Source organism: Bacillus sp. LJBS17 (assembly GCF_019334685.1).
GTDB lineage: Bacteria > Bacillota > Bacilli > Bacillales > Bacillaceae > Bacillus > Bacillus subtilis.
On sequence record NZ_CP079759.1, the window covers coordinates 1013936 to 1033842 of the forward strand.

Annotated in this window: 22 protein-coding genes; 9 read left to right on the top strand and 13 right to left on the bottom strand. The window is 44.7% G+C overall.

Annotation, left to right across the window (positions count from 1 at the left end; genetic code table 11):
- Positions 1-8 precede the first annotated feature (8 nt).
- Positions 9-440 carry a Cu(I)-responsive transcriptional regulator gene (gene cueR / locus KXZ66_RS05180; protein ID WP_010886460.1) on the bottom strand — a complete coding sequence of 144 codons (432 nt, stop codon included), beginning with the start codon at positions 438-440 and terminating at the stop codon, positions 9-11.
- A gap of 156 nt (positions 441-596) precedes the next feature.
- On the opposite strand from cueR, the gene KXZ66_RS05185 reads away from it, so the two are divergent.
- Both KXZ66_RS05185 and KXZ66_RS05190 read left to right on the top strand, forming a co-directional pair.
- Positions 597-1778: a pyridoxal phosphate-dependent aminotransferase gene (locus tag KXZ66_RS05185; protein ID WP_015383213.1), complete on the top strand. Its 1182-nt coding sequence runs from the start codon at positions 597-599 to the stop codon at positions 1776-1778.
- A 326-nt stretch (positions 1779-2104) separates the two neighbouring features.
- Positions 2105-3490 (top strand): hemolysin family protein, encoded by a 1386-nt coding sequence (locus tag KXZ66_RS05190; RefSeq protein WP_003233322.1) that lies wholly within the window; start codon positions 2105-2107, stop codon positions 3488-3490.
- Between the two features lie 13 nt (positions 3491-3503).
- Here KXZ66_RS05190 and crcB read toward each other — a convergent pair whose 3' ends face one another.
- Genes crcB through KXZ66_RS05205 form a run of 3 tightly spaced genes read right to left on the bottom strand, consistent with a single transcriptional unit; the run spans position 3504 to position 4970 of the window.
- Positions 3504-3860, bottom strand: coding sequence for a fluoride efflux transporter CrcB (crcB, locus tag KXZ66_RS05195; RefSeq protein WP_151870313.1), 357 nt, complete (start codon positions 3858-3860; stop codon positions 3504-3506).
- On the bottom strand, positions 3857-4252 hold the full coding sequence (locus tag KXZ66_RS05200; RefSeq protein ID WP_015715584.1) for a fluoride efflux transporter FluC: 396 nt from the start codon (positions 4250-4252) through the stop codon (positions 3857-3859). The genes crcB and KXZ66_RS05200 overlap by 4 nt, the downstream gene beginning before the upstream one ends.
- Complete coding sequence (locus KXZ66_RS05205; protein WP_014479309.1) at positions 4239-4970, bottom strand: glycerophosphodiester phosphodiesterase; 732 nt, start codon at positions 4968-4970, stop codon at positions 4239-4241. Before KXZ66_RS05205 ends, KXZ66_RS05200 begins: the two co-directional genes overlap by 14 nt.
- 233 nt (positions 4971-5203) lie before the next feature.
- Between KXZ66_RS05205 and KXZ66_RS05210 the strand changes: the two genes are divergently transcribed.
- From KXZ66_RS05210 to srtN, 3 genes are all read left to right on the top strand, one after another.
- On the top strand, positions 5204-5311 hold the full coding sequence (locus tag KXZ66_RS05210) for a YhdX family protein (protein WP_009966908.1): 108 nt from the start codon (positions 5204-5206) through the stop codon (positions 5309-5311).
- Between the two features lie 148 nt (positions 5312-5459).
- Positions 5460-6575 carry a small-conductance mechanosensitive channel protein MscY gene (gene mscY, locus KXZ66_RS05215; protein ID WP_151870312.1) on the top strand — a complete coding sequence of 372 codons (1116 nt, stop codon included), beginning with the start codon at positions 5460-5462 and terminating at the stop codon, positions 6573-6575.
- Between the two features lie 69 nt (positions 6576-6644).
- Positions 6645-7388 (top strand): sirtuin NAD-dependent deacetylase, encoded by a 744-nt coding sequence (gene srtN, locus KXZ66_RS05220; RefSeq protein ID WP_014476294.1) that lies wholly within the window; start codon positions 6645-6647, stop codon positions 7386-7388.
- A gap of 23 nt (positions 7389-7411) precedes the next feature.
- Here srtN and KXZ66_RS05225 read toward each other — a convergent pair whose 3' ends face one another.
- Positions 7412-8260, bottom strand: coding sequence for a polysaccharide deacetylase family protein (locus KXZ66_RS05225; protein ID WP_041851028.1), 849 nt, complete (start codon positions 8258-8260; stop codon positions 7412-7414).
- Between the two features lie 284 nt (positions 8261-8544).
- Between KXZ66_RS05225 and dat the strand changes: the two genes are divergently transcribed.
- Positions 8545-9393, top strand: a complete 849-nt coding sequence (gene dat / locus KXZ66_RS05230; protein WP_017695386.1) for a D-amino-acid transaminase — start codon at positions 8545-8547, stop codon at positions 9391-9393.
- Positions 9394-9435: 42 nt separating this feature from the next.
- Here the strand turns inward: dat and nhaC are convergent, their stop codons facing one another.
- Positions 9436-10797 (bottom strand): Na+/H+ antiporter NhaC, encoded by a 1362-nt coding sequence (gene nhaC, locus KXZ66_RS05235; RefSeq protein ID WP_049140665.1) that lies wholly within the window; start codon positions 10795-10797, stop codon positions 9436-9438.
- A gap of 126 nt (positions 10798-10923) precedes the next feature.
- Positions 10924-11424: a universal stress protein gene (locus tag KXZ66_RS05240; RefSeq protein ID WP_015252456.1), complete on the bottom strand. Its 501-nt coding sequence runs from the start codon at positions 11422-11424 to the stop codon at positions 10924-10926.
- A gap of 163 nt (positions 11425-11587) precedes the next feature.
- On the opposite strand from KXZ66_RS05240, the gene KXZ66_RS05245 reads away from it, so the two are divergent.
- From KXZ66_RS05245 to bmrD, 3 genes are all read left to right on the top strand, one after another.
- A complete protein-coding gene (locus KXZ66_RS05245; protein ID WP_010886461.1) occupies positions 11588-11749 on the top strand; it encodes a hypothetical protein in 162 nt (53 codons plus the stop codon).
- Between the two features lie 119 nt (positions 11750-11868).
- Positions 11869-13626 (top strand): multidrug ABC transporter ATP-binding protein BmrC, encoded by a 1758-nt coding sequence (bmrC, locus tag KXZ66_RS05250; protein WP_131227266.1) that lies wholly within the window; start codon positions 11869-11871, stop codon positions 13624-13626.
- Positions 13623-15644 (top strand): multidrug resistance ABC transporter ATP-binding protein/permease BmrD, encoded by a 2022-nt coding sequence (gene bmrD, locus KXZ66_RS05255; protein ID WP_151870311.1) that lies wholly within the window; start codon positions 13623-13625, stop codon positions 15642-15644. The genes bmrC and bmrD overlap by 4 nt, the downstream gene beginning before the upstream one ends.
- Positions 15645-15692: 48 nt before the next feature.
- On the opposite strand, the gene KXZ66_RS05260 is transcribed toward bmrD, so the two are convergent.
- From KXZ66_RS05260 to spaC, 6 genes are all read right to left on the bottom strand, one after another.
- Complete coding sequence (locus tag KXZ66_RS05260; protein WP_046380894.1) at positions 15693-16313, bottom strand: SDR family oxidoreductase; 621 nt, start codon at positions 16311-16313, stop codon at positions 15693-15695.
- A gap of 38 nt (positions 16314-16351) precedes the next feature.
- The gene (locus KXZ66_RS05265) at positions 16352-16477 is read right to left on the bottom strand and encodes a hypothetical protein (RefSeq protein ID WP_003245136.1); all 126 of its coding nucleotides are present in this window, start codon (positions 16475-16477) and stop codon (positions 16352-16354) included.
- Positions 16478-16581: 104 nt separating this feature from the next.
- Positions 16582-16785: a beta type acid-soluble spore protein SspB gene (sspB, locus tag KXZ66_RS05270; RefSeq protein WP_003233287.1), complete on the bottom strand. Its 204-nt coding sequence runs from the start codon at positions 16783-16785 to the stop codon at positions 16582-16584.
- Positions 16786-16994: 209 nt separating this feature from the next.
- A complete protein-coding gene (locus tag KXZ66_RS05275) occupies positions 16995-17213 on the bottom strand; it encodes a YheE family protein (protein ID WP_010886462.1) in 219 nt (72 codons plus the stop codon).
- 149 nt (positions 17214-17362) lie between these two features.
- Positions 17363-18724 (bottom strand): spore coat associated protein YheD, encoded by a 1362-nt coding sequence (gene yheD / locus KXZ66_RS05280; RefSeq protein ID WP_077670572.1) that lies wholly within the window; start codon positions 18722-18724, stop codon positions 17363-17365.
- On the bottom strand, positions 18714-19805 hold the full coding sequence (gene spaC / locus KXZ66_RS05285) for a spore coat associated protein SpaC (RefSeq protein ID WP_070548756.1): 1092 nt from the start codon (positions 19803-19805) through the stop codon (positions 18714-18716). Before spaC ends, yheD begins: the two co-directional genes overlap by 11 nt.
- Positions 19806-19907 lie beyond the last annotated feature (102 nt).

A 19907-nucleotide genomic window follows, 5' to 3' on the forward strand; every position in this document is an offset into this window, starting at 1 on the left:
AAATGGTTTTAACTTAACAGCAGCATAAATGATTGGAACACGGCGAGCTTTTCAGGCGGGAGTTTGCTTTTCAGCTTGTCACGATCCTCGGGCTTCAGCCGTTCAAACCGATGCAAGATTCCGGAGATGTTTTGATTCATATGATCAATTTCTAATGCCAGATTTCCAATTTCATCATCAAGTTTAGCTGAAGAGGGAAACTGGTTCTCCAGTCGATCTTTAATATCGGACAGGGCCAATCGCTGCTTCTTGCAATCTACAATAAATATAAGTCGTTTGAGTGCATTTTCGTCGTAGTAACGGTAATTTGAACAGGATCTGGCCGGCGTAAGCAGACCGAGATTCGTATAATAATCAACTGTCCGTTTCGTTACTCCGGCGAGTGCCGCTAGTTCACTGATGCGATAAGTCTCAGCCCCATCTATATCCCTCCCAACCATCACGTTATAGTTATGAGAATAGTTTAATATATGAACGGTGTCTTGCACAAGTTTATTGTTTTTTTTAGACCGGAATTGGAAGTTGTGGAATTCATCATCTGATTGAAGTAACATAGGAAGATAGAATTTTCAAATTTTTATATGCGGAAGGGACAGATGAAATTGGCTGGGTTATCCCGGGAAGTTGAAGAAAATTTAAATAAAGGATCATGGATTCGCAAGCTGTTTGATGAAGGTGCAAGGCTGAAGAAGGAGTTCGGGGAAGACCAGGTATTTGATTTTTCACTCGGCAACCCGATTGTTGAACCGCCTGAAGCTTTTAAGAGAGCGTTAATAGAGGAAGCTGAAAAAGGCAGCCACGGATACATACAAAATCAAGGGCTTCCTGCAGCGAGAGAAAAAGTCGCGCAATTTCTGGGGTCACGTTTTGAAGCTGATTTCTCAGCGGAGCGTATCGTCATGACGGTGGGTGCGGGAGGCGCTTTGAATGTTGCGTTAAAAAGCATCGTAAACCCTGGGGAAGAGGTCATTATTCTCGCACCTTATTTTGCCGAATATAAGTTGTATATTGAGAACTACGGGGGAAAGGCCGTCAGCTGCCCGTTGACAAGCCGGTTTGAGATCGACATTGAAGCGGTAAGGCAATCGATCACTCCACAGACGAAAGGGCTGATTCTCAATACACCGCATAACCCCACAGGCACTGTTCTCAGCCAGAAAAATATAGACGATTTAGGCGCTTTATTAAAAGAAATAGAAGAGAAGAGCGGCCAGACGATTTATGTGCTGTTTGATGAACCGTACAGTCAATTAATCTATGATGAAGAGCTAGCAAATCCGTTTCAATCGTACCATCGTGTGATATTGGCCAGCTCATTCAGTAAAGATCTCGGCATAGCCGGAGAGCGGCTCGGGTATATCGGATTGGACAGCCGAATGCCGGATGCGGACCTTTTGATCAACGCTTTTGTGTATTGTAATCGAACGCTTGGATTTGTGAATGCCCCTGTCATGATGCAGCGGGCTGTGGCACGAATGGATGATTTAAGAGTAGACGCGAGCGCTTATAAAGAGCGCCGGGATTTAATGGTAGACATTTTAAAAGAAGCCGGTTTTGAATTTGAAATGCCAAAGGGAGGTTTCTTTGTTTTTCCGAAATCGCCGATTGAAGATGAAGTTGCATTTTGCGTGCATGCCGCCCAAAAATACAAATTATTAATTGTGCCGAGCAGCGGTTTTGGAATGAGCGGGCATTTCCGATTATCCTTCAGTGTGCCGATCGAGCAGATTAAAAACTCACGGGACATTTTCATTTCTTTATATAAAGATTTTGCTTAAGAAGGCAAAGAAAAGAAAACAGTTTTCAAGGCTGTTTTCTTTTTATATCCGCAAAATCCTTCCTCTTCCAATCCAGACAGGCGCAGAATTAACAAGCAGGCATGCAGTTAAGGCTTTCTTCATGATAAAAGTCTAAAAATTAAAAATCATTTTTGGAATGAGTTGTGTTACAATAAAATATACAATTTATAATCAAACTTTGACTTTTGGAGGTGGTATGATGGGGCCCTCTGCTTAGGCAACAATACACCGCGTACCTCAATGTTAAGGAAAAATGATTATATCAGGAGGTGACTCCTTATCCTTTGTTGAGAGGATAGGGTTAAATGGACGATATTGACAGTCTGATTTTAATTGGCGTGCTCATTGCTTTAACCGCGTTTTTCGTTGCAAGCGAGTTTGCGATTGTTAGAGTGAGGAGATCCAGAATAGATCAGCTTATCACAGAAGGAAACAAACGGGCGATACTCGCAAGGCGTGTCATTACAGATTTGGATGAATATTTATCCGCATCCCAGCTGGGCATTACATTGACATCAATCGGGCTTGGCGTACTGGGTGAGCCGGCCTTTGAACGGCTGCTGCATCCACTGTTTGAACCGCTCGGCTTGCCGGACTCGGTTTCACATGCAGCCTCTTTTGCAGTCGCGTACGGCTTGATCACGTTCCTGCACGTTGTTGTAGGTGAACTGGCCCCGAAAACGGTCGCGATTCAAAAGGCAGAACAGCTGACTTTACTGATAGCGGGCCCTTTGCGTTTATTCTATTTGCTCCTGTTTCCGTTTATTTGGATCCTCAATGGATCGGCGCGGCTTTTATGCGGGATGTTCGGTTTGAAGCCTGCGTCAGAACATGATGGTTCCCATTCTGAGGAAGAACTCAGGATGCTGTTATCTGAGAGTTTAAAAAACGGAGAGATTAATCCGTCTGAATATAAATATGTGAATAAGATTTTTGAATTTGATAATCGGATCGCCAAAGAAATTATGATACCGCGGAAGGAAATGGCTGCTGTGTCAACTGAGATGACGATGGCCGAGATGCTTGAAGTCATGCTGAAGGAAAAATACACGCGCTGGCCAGTCACAGATGGAGACAAAGACAGTGTGATCGGTTTGGTCAATACGAAGCATTTGTTTTCTGATTTGCTGTTTATGACAGAAGAAGAACGAATGAAGATGACGATCCATCCGTATGTGAGGCCGGTCATCGAAGTGATTGAAACGATCCCGGTTCATGACTTGCTGATTAAAATGCAGCGCGAGCGCATTCATATGGCTATATTGTCGGATGAATACGGAGGAACCTCGGGACTTGTGACGACAGAGGATATTCTTGAGGAAATTGTCGGAGAGATCAGAGATGAATTTGATGAAGATGAACAGCCGCTGATCCAAAAGCTTGGCGACGGCCATTATGTGATGGATGGAAAGGTTCGGATCGATCAGGTGAACAGCCTTCTTGGCGCATCGATTCAAGAAGACGTCGATACGATCGGCGGGCTGATATTAAAAGAAAACATCGATATTGAGGCTGGTGAATCCATTCGCATCGGTTCATATACGATAAAGGTGCTGAAGATGGACGGCCGATTAATCAAGCAAATCGATATAAAAGAAGAAGCCGGCAACACAACCGGGATTACGGCGCACCACAAGCTGCCGCTGCCTGAGCCTGTGATGCTGAACAGTGCAACCTTGAGCGAGAAATAAGCTCAAGGTTTTTTTACATTGTGATTGTCCAGCCGCACCAAAATGTCAAAAGCGATCCGCAAAGTGTCAGGGCGATGTACAAGATGCTTTCTATTACACGTTTGGCCATAAGGAGTTGAATACTTTCAACGCTGAAGGTGGAAAAGGTCGTAAAGGCGCCAAAAAACCCCGTGCCGATGATAAGCGAGACCGAAGTATTTGCAACGTGAAGTCCTGTAAATATTCCGAGCCCGAGAGCTCCGAGAATATTGACTGTCAGTATGCCAATGGGCAGGCTCAGACCTTTGGTTTTGGCGGTTATGACATTGCCAAGCCAGAACCGAAGCATTGCGCCAAGTCCGCCCCCTATGAAAATACCCGCTAGTGTCATCTTTCCTGCAGCCCCTTTCTTTGCTGAATGCCTGCTATGCGCCGTCCCGCAAAAACACCAATCAGTGCAAATATGATCCCTGATATCAATGAGGCTGCCACATATAAAAGAGCCAATGAGGGTTGTCCTTGCAAAAGCATCACCGTTTCCTTAGAAAACGTGGACATTGTTGTGAAGCCTCCGCAAAAGCCGGTGCCTAAAAAAGCCGACAGCAGAGGCCGTTTTGCCCCGATCATAAAAAATCCGGTCAAAATGCCTAATAGAAGGCTGCCTGCCGCATTTTCCAGCCAGGTTGCCGCCGGGAACTGACCGGTGTGTATCCATAAGTTTAATCCGTATCGGAGGCAGGCGCCAAGCGCGCCTCCGATAAAAACCGTGCTATATATTTTCATGTTTGCCATCCTTTATGATGAAATCCGGGTAATCTGTAACGATGCCGTCCACGCCCATGGCTTGTAATTTTGCCGCTGTCTTTTGATTGTTGACAGTCCATGCAAATATGTTTAAGCCATTTTTATGGACGGAGCCGATCATCAGACGGTTGAGCCGTGTGTATTTTATATTGACATAGTTTGCAAAAGAGCGGAAGGCCTTCATCTGATTTCTGGACAGCATGCCAAAGTTGGGCCTTGTAATGACCGCTGTCGGAATCGAAGGATAAAGCTCGCGGAACCTTTGGACGGAGCGGAACTGAAAGGATTGAACAATATTATTGATAGAAAAAGAAAATTGCCCTAATAGCTGTCCCACCTCTTCTTCAATTCCGACTTGAGACGGATGGCCTTTTAGTTCAATTAAAAGGCCGATTTTTTTGTGGTAGCGCTTGAGCACCGCTTCCAGGGTCGGAATACGCTCTCCTTGAAAAGCGGGACCGTACCAGCTTCCTGCATCGAGTTTTTGCAATTCCTCCAAGGTAAAATCCTTAACAAAGCCCGATCCGTTTGTTGTTCGGTCAACCCTGTCATCGTGTATCACAACAATCTGCCTGTCTTTTGTAAGCTGGACATCCAGTTCGATCATATCTGCATTCATTTTCACCGCAAGGTCAAATGCGGCAATCGTATTTTCCGGAGCGTAGCCGGATGCTCCGCGATGGGCAATGATGTACAAGCTAAGTCAGCTCCTCGTATGGGCATTTCTGTTATTGTATCAAATCCATATATGCACCGCGATACAAACTGGTGAATTTTTTCTGCCATATCGGAATGGTCCGGGCTGAGGAATGCGTATAACTAAAAAAAGACACTCAGCGTATCAGAACACATTTCGTCAGAAAATTAGGTCTTTCGACATGTTCACAACAAAATATGATCCTTTATAATAGCAAAAAAGGAGGCGAGATCATGGGAAAAGGGAGAATCAGAGTGGAGGAAAGAATTAAAGCCGAAACGGATGCTGAAATGCAAAAAGCAACTCTCCTTGATCAGACACAAACGAAAAAAGGTAAGTGACTGTCCCTATTGAATCTGGCTGATAGATGAATTGAGAAATGACCCCGGCGTTTCGCCGGGGTTTTGTGCTGCAAAAGACATTTAAATGAACATCCTTACGAATATTTTAGTATAATAAACAATTGATTGGGATAGAGGGGAGACAGTCATGCCGGATTATCTGCAGCAGTATTTTACGCTTGATATCATCATTCAAATCGGCATCAGCTTGGCGATTTTGCTGGTGTTTCTTATACTTAGAAAATTATTCACAAGATATTTCTTTAACCTGCTTTTTAATTTGACAAACCGGCCGAAAACAGAAATTTTTAAACAGGTGGTTCTGGCGTTTGATAAACCGGCCAGATGTTTTTTTGTTGCCCTTGGGCTGTTTTTAGCGATCCGGTATTCACCGTTTTTAGATGCGCAAATGCCGGTCATCAGCAAAATATACCGCTCACTGATTGTGGCGCTCTTGTGCTGGGGTCTTTGTAATTTGACCGCAACATCGTCGTTTATCTTCCATAAGGTGAATCAGCGCTTTGAGCTTGACATGGATGACATTCTGGCCCCGTTTTTATCCAAATTGCTCCGTTTTGTGATCATTGCGCTCAGTGTCAGTGTGATCGCTCAGGAATTCAATTATGATGTCAACGGATTTGTAGCGGGCCTTGGTCTTGGCGGACTGGCTTTTGCGCTTGCCGCGAAGGATACCATCAGCAACTTCTTCGGCGGTATTATTATTATTACTGAAAAGCCGTTTACAATTGGTGACTGGGTGGAGACGTCGACAGTAACAGGATCAGTCGAGGATATTACCTTTAGGAGCACGAGATTCAGAACAGCACAGGGGGCGCTTGTAACGGTGCCGAACTCTACGCTGTCGATGGAAGCGATCACGAACTGGACAAGAATGACCAAACGCCAGATTACGTTTTCCATCCATGTGTCCTACGCTACGCCGATTGAGAATCTTGAACGCTCCATTCATTCTCTCAGAACAATGCTCTTAGAGCATGAGGGCGTTGATAATGAAACAATCATGGTCAACTTCGATACGTTTGCCGACAGCTACTACAATTTATTTTTTAACTTCTATACAAAAACGACAGTTTGGGCTGAAAACCTTAATATTAGAGAGGATATCAACTATAAAATTATTGAGATTTTAGGTGCAGAAGGTGTCCAGTTTGCATATCCCGGCCAAATGGTTGTTGTCAAGCAAAAGCACGAAAGCGACCCATTCCAGGTGAATCTAAATAAAGAGGAAAAGGAACGGGCTTAAAAGAGAGACTTCGTCTGACAGAGGCGGAGTCTTTTTCATGGTAAAATAAGAGAAAAAGGCGGTGTTGAGTTGGAAGCATTCAAAAGTATTCTACATGAAGCACAGCGAATTGTTGTGCTGACCGGAGCGGGAATGAGCACAGAATCAGGGATTCCCGACTTTCGTTCAGCAGGGGGCATTTGGACGGAAGATGCCTCAAGAATGGAAGCGATGAGCCTTGATTATTTTTTAAGTCATCCGCGTCTGTTTTGGCCCAAATTCAAAGAATTGTTCCAGATGAAAATGAGCGGCAGCTTTGAACCGAATGAAGGACACTTGCTTTTAGCTGAGCTGGAGAAGCAAGGGAAGCAGGTCGATATTTTCACGCAAAACATTGACGGTCTTCATAAAAAAGCGGGGAGCAGGCATGTATACGAACTGCATGGTTCTATCCAGACAGCAGCTTGTCCGGCATGCGGCGCCCGATATGATCTTCCCCATTTGCTGGAGCGGGAGGTGCCGGAGTGCACGGCGGCCGGAAACAATGGGGACATTTGCGGAACGGTATTAAAAACCGATGTTGTTCTCTTTGGCGACGCCGTCATGCACTTTGACACCCTTTATGAAAAGCTGGATCAAGCAGATCTTTTATTGGTTATCGGCACGTCTCTCGAAGTGGCTCCGGCTAGATTTGTGCCTGAGGATGCAAGTCTGATTCCCGGCATGAAGAAAGTCATCATAAACCTTGAACCAACGTATTGTGACAGCTTGTTTGACATGGTCATCCATCAAAAAATCGGCGAGTTTGCCCGAAGTTTGGGCATAAAAAAGTGAGCCGCCTTATGCGCCTCACTTTTTTATTCATGAACAGGAACCATTGTGTCCTCTAACACTCCGAAGGAATAGCCTTTTTCTTTTAATTTATTGATTAGTACCGGCAGCGCGTTTACGGTAGCGGGAAGATCATGCATGAGAATCACATTCGGGAGGCCTGAAGAGCTGTGTTCCATATTTTCAAGCTGCTCTAACACGGCCGTCACATACTTTGAATTTCGGTATTTCCAGTCCATGCTGTCAATCGTCCAATCCCAGTATACAAAACCGTCTTTCTCAAGATTGCGGATTTGTGAGGGGGTTAGTGACGGTTTGCTTCCGTAGGGCGTTCTGACAAGAGCGGTTTTATATCCTGTAATGTCCTGCAGCGTGTCACGCGCCTGCTGCATTTCTTTTAGCGGAGATGTCGGTGTTTGATAGAACAATCTGTTATTGTGGGTAACGCCATGTAAACCGAGTGCGTGGCCTTCCTTTTCTGCTCTTTTCACAGCTTGTTTGAATTCGTTCATCCGCGGTGACAGCATAAAAAACGTCGCTTTTACATCAGCGCTTTTCAGCACATCGAGCAAGCGGTTTGTAAAGGCTGACGGGCCGTCATCGAAGGTTAAGTAAACCGTTTTATCTCCCATGTCCTGCTTTGTCTGCAGATGTTTTATCAGCAGATCGGGGGAATCGTTTTTCAGCTTAAGGCTTTCCTTCTCATCTCGAAGCTGTCCGTTAGTTGTGACAGTGACTTCCTTTGCTTTCGTTGAACTGTTAGAATAACCCAAAATCACCATAAGCAAAAGCAGCACACATAAAACTGCTAAACTTGCAAATTTAAAAGCAAGCGAAACTGCAGAAGGAGAAGCCTCTCCTCTCGTTTGTCGCATAACAATCTCTCCATTGGCATAAAATCTCTACATAATGCTGTACAGCAGGCAGCTTATGAAGATGCCTTATGTTTACAACCTATGTATTACCAGTCAAGTATACAGGAATAAAACTGGAAAGCACATAGAAAATTTGTCGAAATGTCAGATTTTAAGGAAAAAATAAACTCCTTTCCGCTATAGATCTCTTGATCTTTCTGTTTTTCAGCTTGTCCAATATGGTAGAATTAGTGATAATGACAGCTTGAATGACATCAGGGACATCTCGAAAAGGGAGGGCTTTTATGAAGGTTTTAGTCAATGGCCGGCTGATTGGGCGCAGTGAAGCATCAATCGATTTGGAAGATCGCGGTTATCAGTTTGGTGACGGCATCTATGAAGTGATCAGGGTGTACAAAGGAGTATTGTTCGGCTTACGTGAGCATGCAGAGCGTTTTTTCAGAAGTGCTGCTGAAATCGGAATTTCACTGCCATTCAGTATAGAAGATCTCGAGTGGGACCTGCAAAAGCTTGTACAGGAAAATGCGGTCAGTGAGGGAGCGGTATACATTCAGACAACAAGAGGTGTGGCCCCGCGAAAACACCAGTATGAAGCCGGCCTCGAGCCGCAGACTACTGCTTATACGTTTACGGTGAAAAAACCGGAGCAAGAGCAGGCATACGGAGTGGCGGCCATTACAGATGAGGATCTTCGCTGGTTAAGATGTGATATCAAAAGTCTGAATTTACTGTATAATGTCATGACGAAGCAAAGGGCCTATGAAGCCGGAGCATTTGAAGCCATTTTACTTAGGGACGGCGTTGTTACGGAGGGTACATCCTCTAACGTTTATGCCGTTATCAACGGCACAGTGCGAACACATCCGGCTAATCGGCTCATTCTCAATGGAATTACACGGATGAATATTTTAGGACTGATTGAGAAGAATGGGATCAAACTGGATGAGACTCCTGTCAGTGAAGAAGAGTTGAAACAGGCGGAAGAGATCTTTATTTCGTCAACGACGGCAGAAATTATTCCGGTCGTGACGCTCGATGGACAATCGGTCGGAAGCGGGAAACCCGGACCGGTGACCAAACAGCTTCAGGCTGCTTTTCAAGAAAGCATTCAACAGGCTGCTAGCATTTCATAAATGAACGAAGAAAAGAGCCCGCTTTTTACAGCGGGGCTCTTTTTATTTTTTAACAAATCCAATCAAAATGGAGATCATTGGCGATATATAGAGGAAGAACGTAAACGGGATGTAGTCTATGACTGGAACACCAAGTGCGCTCGCCATAAATGCGCCGCTGACGCCCCAAGGAATCAATGGGTTAATTAATGTTCCGCCGTCCTCTAATGATCTTGTCAGAAATTTTCGCTGGATGTTTCGTTTGTCATATAAAGATTTAAATGATTGTCCCGGTATTAATATCGATAAATACTGTTCGCCCGTTGCCAAGTTGACGCCGATGCTTGAGCAGACAGTTGCTGCAACAAGACGGCCTTTTGAGCGGATGCCTTTCATGACGCCTTCCAATAGTGCAGAAATCAATCCGATTTTCTCCATCAATCCGCCGAGTGCAAAAGCAATCATAATGAGAGAGACAGAGCCCATCATGGATTGCAGTCCGCCTCTGTTAATAATTTTAGCGGCTGCCTCATTGTCAGTTTCGAAAGTTGTGCCATTTTGCAAAGCTGTCATAAACGCCTGCAGGCTGCTGTCGGGTACAAAAATAGCAGTCAAAATTCCCGAGGAAATAATTCCGGCAGTCAGAACGGGGATTACTGATACCCGTTTTATTGCCAGCAAAACGACTAAGAGCGGAGAAAGAAGGGCCCACGGTGTCACGTTTGCGGCATCTTTTATTCCGGTTATGACCTGCTGAATATTCTCGGTTGAAGCAGCGTCCGCTGACACTGATGAACCGAGAAAGTAAAACAGAACGACAGTGATGAGCAAAGCTGGAATGGTTGTGCCCATCATATGGCGAATGTGTTCAAAGATCGGTATTTCGCCTATTCCGGCTGCAAAGTTGGTTGTGTCCGACATCGGCGACATTTTATCCCCAAAACAAGCGCCGCATATGACTGCGCCTGCTGTCCATTCAAGCGGAACGCTAGCCGCGCTCGCCACGCCGATCAGCGCTACTCCGATTGTGCTTACAGTTGTCAGGCTTGAGCCAACAAGTGTGCTGATGATCATACATGAAAACAAAGCAGTCAACAGAAGGTGGCTTGGTTCAATAAAGGATAGGGCATAAACTGTCACAGTCGGTATTGCGCCGCTGTACATCCAGGCGCCGATTAAGATGCCGATCAGCGCTAGAACAATAATCGGCTGTACGCCGTTTTTGATCCCGTCTACAATCCCTTTTTCAATACTCTTCCAGGAAAATCCAAACCATAAAGCTGCTGCTGAAAGCATGACAACACTTAAAAACAGCGGGATATGAGGTTCTACATGAAGCAAGAATAAGCAAGAAATAATAATGCATAACATCAATATAAATAAACCGACGGCTAACGGAAACGTCAGCTTTTTTTGAGAATCCAAAATAACACCCCATATTTATCTTTAATGCTTTTGTGCTTTTGGGCACGAAAGCATTATAACAGAAAAAAACGAAAATCTATGTTTTTTCACAATTATGAATATAAAAGAAGTGAGCACAGGGCGTGCTCACTTTACAATCAGGACGGGTATATCCGATTTCGCTGAAAGCTTTTCACTTACACTTCCGAATATTAGCTTTTTCAGCCTGTTTTGGTCTCTGCTTCCGGTTACGATCATATCGGCAGAAATGCGGTTTGCATGCTCGATAATTGATTCAGCCGGATCGCCTTCTAATATATCGATATCTCCATCTGCCTGCTGTTCATTCAGCATCATTCTTGCTTCGGCGATGACTTCTTCCGTACGGTCTTCATAGATCATTGGCTCAGGTGATGTTACATCCGATATCAGCGGATCAGGAACACTTGTCATGCCTCCGCTGATATAGCTTGCCTCAGCTGCGGGTCTGGGCGGGTCGATGACGGTCTGATTGTCTTTCATATCATGTGAATGGGCGACGGTAATAGCGGCATTTACGGTTTTAGCAAGATCAATGGCTGTCTGAAGCGCTTTCTTACTATTTTCACTTCCGTCAAACGCAACAATGATACGGTCAGCATGGAACATCCTTCTCACCCTTTCAAAGCGTCTTACAACACTACTACCCGAATTTGAGCACCATTAACCTTTTCCTATTCAAGTAATTATTGACAATAAAAGGTTTTGTTTATATGATGATAAAAAGATGAAATCAGAATGGAAGGAGGGTTTGCTATGCCAAGGAATTTGCGTGTTTATCAAACAGTTTCATATTGGCGCGGCAAACCTTTTGTTCTGTTTTCGTGAACGGTTTTTTAGGTCGGACCGCGCGCTGAAAAGCGCTGTGCGTAACATATCGGTTAAAAAAGGCATGGAGCTGACGCTTCATGCCTTTTTTATATACAAAATCTAAGGAAAGACAGGTGTATGGGATGTGAAGACCAATACAGAGGCGAGGGCTGTTCGTGCCAAATTGGATGAAAAAAGCTGCAAGGAAAAAATAGAAGGCGGCTGATGAGGAGATGGGGATAGATGTTTTCAGTTTTGAAAAAGCTTGGCTGGTTTTTTAAGGCGTACTGGCTGCGCTATACGATTGCGATTGTCCTTTTATTAGCAGTCAATGTCATTGAAATGTTTCCGCCTAAGCTCTTGGGGAACGCCATAGATGATATGAAAGCAGGGGCATTTACTGCGGAAGGGCTGCTGTTTTATATCGGTATCTTTTTTGTGCTGACGGCGGCCGTGTATATCATGTCTTATTTTTGGATGCATCAGCTGTTTGGCGGAGCGAATCTGATGGAGAAAATTCTTCGTACGAAGCTGATGGGGCATTTGCTGACTATGTCGCCGCCGTTTTATGAAAAAAACCGAACAGGCGATTTAATGGCACGAGGGACAAATGATCTTCAGGCCGTCAGTTTAACCACAGGGTTTGGCATCTTGACGTTAGTTGATTCTACGATGTTTATGATGACGATCTTTTTGACAATGGGGTTTTTGATCAGCTGGAAGCTGACCTTTGCCGCCATTATCCCGCTTCCAGTCATGGCGATTGCAATCAGTCTATATGGAAGTAAAATTCATGAGCGGTTTACTGAGGCCCAAAACGCGTTCGGGGCGCTGAATGACAGAGTGCTGGAATCTGTTTCAGGCGTGCGGGTGATTCGCGCGTATGTTCAGGAAACAAACGATGTTCGCCGGTTTAATGAAATGACCGCTGATGTTTATCAGAAAAATATGAAAGTGGCTTTTATTGATTCACTGTTTGAGCCGACGGTGAAACTGCTTGTCGGCGCAAGCTATCTGATTGGGCTCGGCTACGGAGCGTTTCTTGTATTCCGGAACGAGCTGACGCTTGGAGAGTTAGTGTCCTTTAACGTTTATCTCGGCATGATGATTTGGCCGATGTTTGCAATCGGTGAACTCATTAACGTGATGCAGCGCGGCAATGCGTCATTAGACCGGGTAAATGAAACTCTTTCTTATGAAACGGATGTGACAGATCCAAAACAGCCCGCTGATCTTAAAGAGCCTGGAGATATCGTTTTCAGTCATGTCAGCTTTACATATCCAAGCTCAACAAGTGACAATCTTCAGGATATTTCATTTACGGTGCGAAAAGGGCAGACTGTCGGGGTTGCAGGTAAAACCGGGAGCGGAAAAACGACAATTATTAAGCAGCTTTTGCGCCAGTATCCTCCAGGTGAAGGGAGCATTACATTTTCAGGTGTACCGATTCAGCAAATCCCTCTTGACCGTCTCCGCGGATGGATCGGATATGTGCCTCAGGATCATTTACTGTTTTCACGGACTGTAAAAGAAAATATTTTATACGGAAAACAGGATGCAACTGATAAAGAGGTTCAGCAAGCCATTGCCGAAGCACATTTTGAAAAAGATTTGCACATGCTTCCGTCCGGTCTGGAGACAATGGTCGGTGAAAAAGGCGTGGCACTGTCAGGCGGGCAGAAACAAAGAATTTCGATCGCGAGAGCACTCATGGCGAATCCGGAAATCTTGATTCTGGATGATTCACTTTCCGCTGTAGATGCCAAAACAGAGGCTGCAATTATCAAGAACATCAGAGAAAACCGCAAAGGAAAAACGACATTTATTTTGACACACCGATTATCCGCGGTAGAGCACGCTGACCTGATCCTTGTGATGGACGGCGGCGTCATTGCTGAGAGAGGCACGCATCAAGAACTGCTGGCCAATAATGGGTGGTACCGGGAACAATATGAAAGACAGCAGCTGTTCACTGCGGAAGAAGGGGGAGCAGGGGCATGAAAATAGGAAAAACGTTATGGAGATACGCACTTCTTTATCGAAAATTGCTGATCACAGCCGTCCTTTTGCTAGCTGTTGCCGTCGGTGCAGAACTGACTGGGCCCTTTATTGGCAAAAAAATGATAGACGACCATATCCTCGGCATTGAGAAAACATGGTATGAAGCTGCGGAAAAAGATAAAAATGCCGTTCAGTTTCACGGCGTCTCATATATCAGAGAGGACCGATTGCAGGAGCCTGTTTCAAAAGCAAAAGAAGCGCATATTTATCAAGTGGGAATGGCGTTCTATTTTGTTGATCAGGCTGTCAGCTTCGACGGGAATAGAACGGTTTCTGACGGGAAGCTGACGATCACAAACGGAGACAAGAGCCGGGCATATGCTGCCGAAAAGCTGACTAAGCAGGAACTTTTCCAGTTCTATCAGCCGGAAATAAAGGGAATGGTGTTACTGATCTGCCTGTATGGGGGCTTGCTTGTGTTTTCGGTATTCTTTCAATACGGACAGCATTATCTGCTGCAGATGAGCGCCAATCGGATTATTCAAAAGATGAGGCAGGACGTGTTTTCGCACATACAGAGTATGCCGATTCGCTATTTTGACAACCTTCCGGCCGGAAAAGTCGTTGCGCGGATTACCAATGATACGGAGGCTATCAGGGATTTATATGTCACAGTGCTTTCAACATTTGTGACAAGCGGAATCTATATGTTCGGGATATTCACGGCTTTGTTTCTGCTTGATGTGAAGCTTGCGTTTGTATGTCTGGCAATTGTGCCGATTATCTGGCTGTGGTCTGTCATATACCGGAGATATGCGTCATATTACAACCAAAAAATCCGCTCGATCAACAGTGACATTAACGCAAAAATGAATGAGTCAATTCAAGGCATGACCATTATTCAGGCTTTCCGCCATCAAAAGGAAACAATGAGAGAATTTGAGGAATTAAATGAATCACATTTTTATTTCCAAAACAGGATGCTGAATTTAAACTCCTTAATGTCCCATAATTTGGTCAATGTCATCCGCAATCTTGCGTTCGTCTGTCTGATCTGGCATTTTGGCGGTGCGAGCCTGAATGCGGCCGGGATTGTTTCTATCGGTGTGCTGTACGCGTTTGTCGATTATTTGAACCGGTTATTTCAGCCGATCACAGGCATCGTCAATCAGTTTTCAAAGCTGGAGCTTGCAAGGGTCTCCGCCGGGCGTGTTTTTGAACTGCTTGAAGAAAAGAATACGGAAGAAGCGGGTGAACCGGTGAAGGAGCGCGCGCTGGGGCGGGTTGAATTTCGTGATGTGTCATTTGCGTATCAAGAAGGTGAAGAGGTATTAAAGCATATTTCCTTTACTGCGCAAAAAGGCGAAACCGTAGCGCTCGTCGGCCATACCGGATCAGGAAAAAGCTCGATTTTGAATCTTCTGTTTCGTTTTTATGATGCGCAAAAAGGTGATGTCTTAATTGATGGAAAAAGCATTTACAACATGTCAAGACAGGAACTCAGATCCCATATGGGCATTGTGCTTCAGGACCCGTACTTATTCTCGGGTACAATCGGATCTAACGTAAGCCTGGATGACGAAAGAATGACTGAAGAAGAAATAAAAAATGCACTGCGGCAAGTCGGTGCTGAGCCTCTTCTTAAGAAGCTTCCTAAAGGCATTAATGAGCCCGTGATTGAAAAAGGCAGCACGCTATCCTCTGGAGAGCGGCAGTTAATTTCTTTCGCAAGAGCTTTGGCGTTTGATCCCGCGATCTTGATTTTAGATGAGGCAACGGCGCATATTGATACAGAGACAGAGGCCGTGATCCAGAAGGCGCTTGATGTCGTCAAACAAGGACGCACCACCTTCGTCATCGCTCACCGGCTTTCAACAATCAGAAATGCTGATCAGATTTTGGTTCTTGATAAAGGAGAAATTGTTGAGAGAGGGAACCACGAGGAACTGATGGCATTAGAAGGCCAATATTATCAAATGTATGAACTGCAAAAGGGACAGAAACATTCCATTGCATAACGCTCAAAAACCCAAAACAATCGTGTTTTGGGTTTTTGGTTTATGTAGTCAATAAGCCAGTCCGACACGGTATCCGACATACTTACCTGTAACAAGCTCACGATATAAAAAGTCCGCAGTATCGCCGACCGAAATGCTTGTGCCGCCCTCAGGCAAAACGTTACGCTCCGTACGATAAACGCCGGTTGCTGTTCCGTCCGGGAGGTAAGTGGGGCAGATGATTGTCCAGTCTAATGATGATTGTTTAAGCATTTCGTATACTTTTGCATGCTCCTTGGCTGCGCGGGTCTGCTTTCGTTTCGATTCATTTGTTTCAAACCGGTATTTTCCCGGTTCATATCGGGAATCTAGGATCCCTGCGGTGCCGATCGTAATAAGCCGTTTGATATGCTGTTCCTCCATAGCGGAGAGAATGTGTGCCATAGCAGTTGACAAGGTATCATCACCATCTGTGCCTAGACAGCTGATCACGATTTCAGCATTCTCCATTATTTTTTTCACATCTTCTAAGCGGCGGGCGTTCCCCATGACGGTTCTGTCTTTTGAAAGGGGAAGATCAGCATGTTGAGATCTGATCAGAGCGAAAATATCAAATCTTTCATCTGCTGCAGCTTGTGTTAAAAAGGCTTGTCCGACGCGGCCGCTGGCTCCTAATAAAGCGATTTTCATCAAAAAACCTCCTCGCCTTTCATTATAAAAGGATGTTCTCAGTTTGAACAGCGCGGGAAAGAATACCTGTACAAATAAACAGAACGATGGGAAACATATTCATGAATCATGGATACACTTACGAATTGAACCAGCTCCCAATTCACAATGGTGATGAATGACACCCCGATTCCCTCCCTTTTTTTCTAGGATATGTGGAGCAGGAAAAAAGGGTGACAAAATAAAGAGAGCGCGGAAACCGCGCCCTCTATAGCCATATATTGAATTGTTATTGAACTCTGCCGCCCATTTGCTGCTGAGCGAAAGATACTAAACGTTTTGTGATTTCTCCTCCAACAGAACCGTTAGCGCGAGAAGTTGTGTCCGCTCCAAGGTTAACGCCGAATTCAGAAGCGATTTCAAGTTTCATTTGATCGATAGCCTGAGCTGCGCCAGGAACTAGTAAGTCATTTGAAGAGTTTTGGTTAGCCATGTGTAAAATCTCCTTTTTATTTAGTATGGTTGGGTTAACTGGAGTTGCACCAATCTGTGAACCCTTCTCGGGTGTCACTGCCGCCTCGGCGTAACCCAATGCTTTGCCGGCTTGTTACTACGTATTATGTTAAAATGGCCGGAAACTCATGCGGAGAATTGTGTGGTAAATCTTGAGAAAGCAAAAAAAGCTTAGCCGTTTAGGCTAAGCTAGTCATAAATATGAAAAAGCATCAGTTCATGTATCTCGTTTGTAAGAGCAGGCTCGTCAGCGCGGGCGGGAAACAAGTCTCCCCATTCAATCTCACCGCTCTTATGATAGATGCCTTCATAATGGGTCCCTTTATAATAAAATGAAATTTTCCATCCGGGCAGCTTTTCTTTTGGGAACAAAGGTTTCCAGCTGAAATGAGAAATCATTACGGCCACGCTCCTTACATTTGGTATCAATTGACCTAAATAAAAACGGCTTATGTTCATTGTATCATTGTTTCAGAACATCATTGAAGAGGCCTTAATATGCAGATTGTCCCAGCTTTGGATAAAGATAAGCCCGCTTTATTAAAAAAGCGGACAGGTTACGAAGGCCACAATGCTTCAGGAGATGTGATTGCCTTCTCAGATAAATATGACGCGTATTCAAAGCTTCTTCGTTTTGTAAGAGAATCAACATGATGCAAATTTGGATGAGAAAAAATGCTTCGGCCTGGGCGCGAATTCGCTTCAAACATCCATACTTTACCGTTCTGATCAATGCCAAAATCGAAACCAATCTCCCCGATAAACCCCTCGATATGATCATGAAGGACATGGCTTGCCGTCAGTGCCGCTGCAGAAAGCTTTTTTATGACCTCAACTCTTTCAGCGGGATCATCGTATACTTCCGCAAGTGTCTTTACAGTGCCGCCGTTAGAAAGATGTGTTGTAATGCTGTTCTTTCCGGAAATTTTTACGGCGATTGCTGTCACTGTCCATTTTCCTTTTCTATTTTTATTGGTATGGACACGGAAATCCGCTGGTTTGCCTTGAAATTCGATTAGATCAACACCTTGCTGAATGAGAAAGTCGGACGGGTTGTGCTGTTTTTGAAATTCTGCAAGGAATGAGGCGGCATCGGAATAATCAATCGAAGTAAATGTTTTGGCGTCATTCGTATGCTTTACCGTCAGGCCATCATCTGTTCTTGTCAGCTGATAAATGCCGGTGCCGAGTGCTCCATTTGCTGGTTTGATATAGATTTTTTTGTATGCGCCACAGAGCTCATCAATCAGCTCCACAGACGGTGTCAGCTCGGATCTAGGCAAAAAGGGTGCCGTTCTTGGATCTTTTTCGAGCAATTGATGAACGTTCCATTTATTGAAAAACGTTTTATTAAACCATGGGATCTGATATTCATCGATCAGCCTCTTTTTTGTATGTTGCAAGAGGAGTGAATCTTCAATTTTTCGGTTCGGCAAACGGTCATAAACGACGTTCGGCAATGGAACGATTTTTTTCTCCCAGCCGTTTTCCCTGTAAAGGAGCCCTTCAATCGTTCCTTCCTCCCAATTGATTTGGTGCGCGCCAAAAACGAAGCAGTAGCCTCCGGCTTGCTCGTGTAACGTGACTAGCTTTGAAAAAAAGAGGGAACGATCCTTAAATGGACGTTCAAGAGATACAGTAAACCCTGCCGTAAAGATGCCGACTAACGGCCCGATATGCACTGTATGATCATGAATCAGTATATCAGCCCTGCTTCGGTGGGGGAGCAAAAGCTCATGAAACAGATTTTCAGAGAGCAGCACGGTTTGTTCCAGATGCCGTCTGTAAGCAACGTGGCATCTGACAACCTTCGTTCCGAATGCGGCATGCAAAAGTCCGTCTCGCTTCAGCGAAGAGGGCAGAAACAGGGTGTTTTCACTGGTTTTGTCTATGCCGATCAAAAACCGTTTAGGATTCACGCGGAAGAACTCCTTTCTGGCTTTGCTCAGAAAACAGATATTGGCAGCGCTTTAGGGGACAAGTGTACAGATGTTCTTTTTGCTCGGGAGAGACACGCAGGATTGACTTCCTGCCTGGTTTGGAATTGATATCTAAAATCCAAATTCTCCCGTCCTTAGCAAGACATATATCAAGACCGAGTTCAAACAACGGCCCGTAGCGCTCGTCAAGATAATACGGAACCGATTGGGTAATCGAAAACACATCATCTAGTAAAACCACTTGCTGTTTTTTCGGTATATCTTCAAACCAGGAGTCAAATGTCAGCGCATCAGATCCGCCTGACAAATTGGCCAGCAGCCCGTGTTTGTATCCGCGTCTTACTGCCTTTCCGACTGTATTCCATTCACCTGCTTCGTTTTTTTCCATAAACAGACGAATATCACAAGGGTATTGTTCCTTATCTTGAATGTTTAAGTAAGGCTGAAGCAAATATTGATGCTGAAGCACTTTTTTGCACCATGTTTTAAAAGAAGTCTGGTTGGAAAACGTTTTTGTCTGCTTATCCTTTCCGATGTGATAAGTAGCAGTGATGTTTTTCTTGCCCAGCTTCAAAAGAATCACGCCTCTGCCTCCCGCGCCGAATGCCGGTTTAAGGATGCAGGCTTTTTCTTTGGATAAAAAGGATTGAATTTGTTCGTAGCGGTTCACCTTTATCGTTTCGGGAATATAGGGATTGATTACAGAGTGCTGCTGCAAATCGTGAAGGACGGTCCACTTATCAGGAAGACCCCGCCCGATAAATTCCGTTTTCGGATATTTTTTGAGCCACTCAACGATTGGTTTTGCTTTTTGGGAATGTGAATCCTTGCCGTAAAAACAGCGATCATAAATATAATCTGGAATCGCCATTTCAGTTTCGTTCCATGTGCTGCTGGCCGAATGATAGACCGATGCTTTGACACGCAAAGTGTCAGGTAAAATATCAAATGGTGTAAACCGGATGAAACGTATGCCGAATTCGGGTGCTCTTTTGGCCAGTTCTGCGGAATAATCCGCTTCATGCTGGCGGGATAAGGACATAAAACCGAGTGTTATCATGGTGAGACTCCCCCTTTTATTCAAAAGCTGCCGGCGGGTGTCCGCAGCTTTACACTAAATACATGTAAGACGAACGCAGCTGACGGTATTCTACTTTACAGA

Coding starts and splice junctions, on each gene's coding strand:
- bmrC (WP_131227266.1), top strand. CDS start 11,869: ATGTTTTCAGTTTTGAAAAAGCTTGGCTGGTTTTTTAAGGCGTACTGG.
- mscY (WP_151870312.1), top strand. CDS start 5,460: ATGCCGGATTATCTGCAGCAGTATTTTACGCTTGATATCATCATTCAA.
- dat (WP_017695386.1), top strand. CDS start 8,545: ATGAAGGTTTTAGTCAATGGCCGGCTGATTGGGCGCAGTGAAGCATCA.
- cueR (WP_010886460.1), bottom strand. CDS start 440: ATGGTTGGGAGGGATATAGATGGGGCTGAGACTTATCGCATCAGTGAA.
- bmrD (WP_151870311.1), top strand. CDS start 13,623: ATGAAAATAGGAAAAACGTTATGGAGATACGCACTTCTTTATCGAAAA.
- crcB (WP_151870313.1), bottom strand. CDS start 3,860: ATGACACTAGCGGGTATTTTCATAGGGGGCGGACTTGGCGCAATGCTT.
- spaC (WP_070548756.1), bottom strand. CDS start 19,805: ATGATAACACTCGGTTTTATGTCCTTATCCCGCCAGCATGAAGCGGAT.
- KXZ66_RS05200 (WP_015715584.1), bottom strand. CDS start 4,252: ATGAAAATATATAGCACGGTTTTTATCGGAGGCGCGCTTGGCGCCTGC.
- KXZ66_RS05225 (WP_041851028.1), bottom strand. CDS start 8,260: ATGCGACAAACGAGAGGAGAGGCTTCTCCTTCTGCAGTTTCGCTTGCT.
- sspB (WP_003233287.1), bottom strand. CDS start 16,785: ATGGCTAACCAAAACTCTTCAAATGACTTACTAGTTCCTGGCGCAGCT.
- KXZ66_RS05185 (WP_015383213.1), top strand. CDS start 597: ATGAAATTGGCTGGGTTATCCCGGGAAGTTGAAGAAAATTTAAATAAA.
- KXZ66_RS05240 (WP_015252456.1), bottom strand. CDS start 11,424: ATGTTCCATGCTGACCGTATCATTGTTGCGTTTGACGGAAGTGAAAAT.
- KXZ66_RS05260 (WP_046380894.1), bottom strand. CDS start 16,313: ATGAAAATCGCTTTATTAGGAGCCAGCGGCCGCGTCGGACAAGCCTTT.
- KXZ66_RS05190 (WP_003233322.1), top strand. CDS start 2,105: ATGGACGATATTGACAGTCTGATTTTAATTGGCGTGCTCATTGCTTTA.
- KXZ66_RS05210 (WP_009966908.1), top strand. CDS start 5,204: ATGGGAAAAGGGAGAATCAGAGTGGAGGAAAGAATTAAAGCCGAAACG.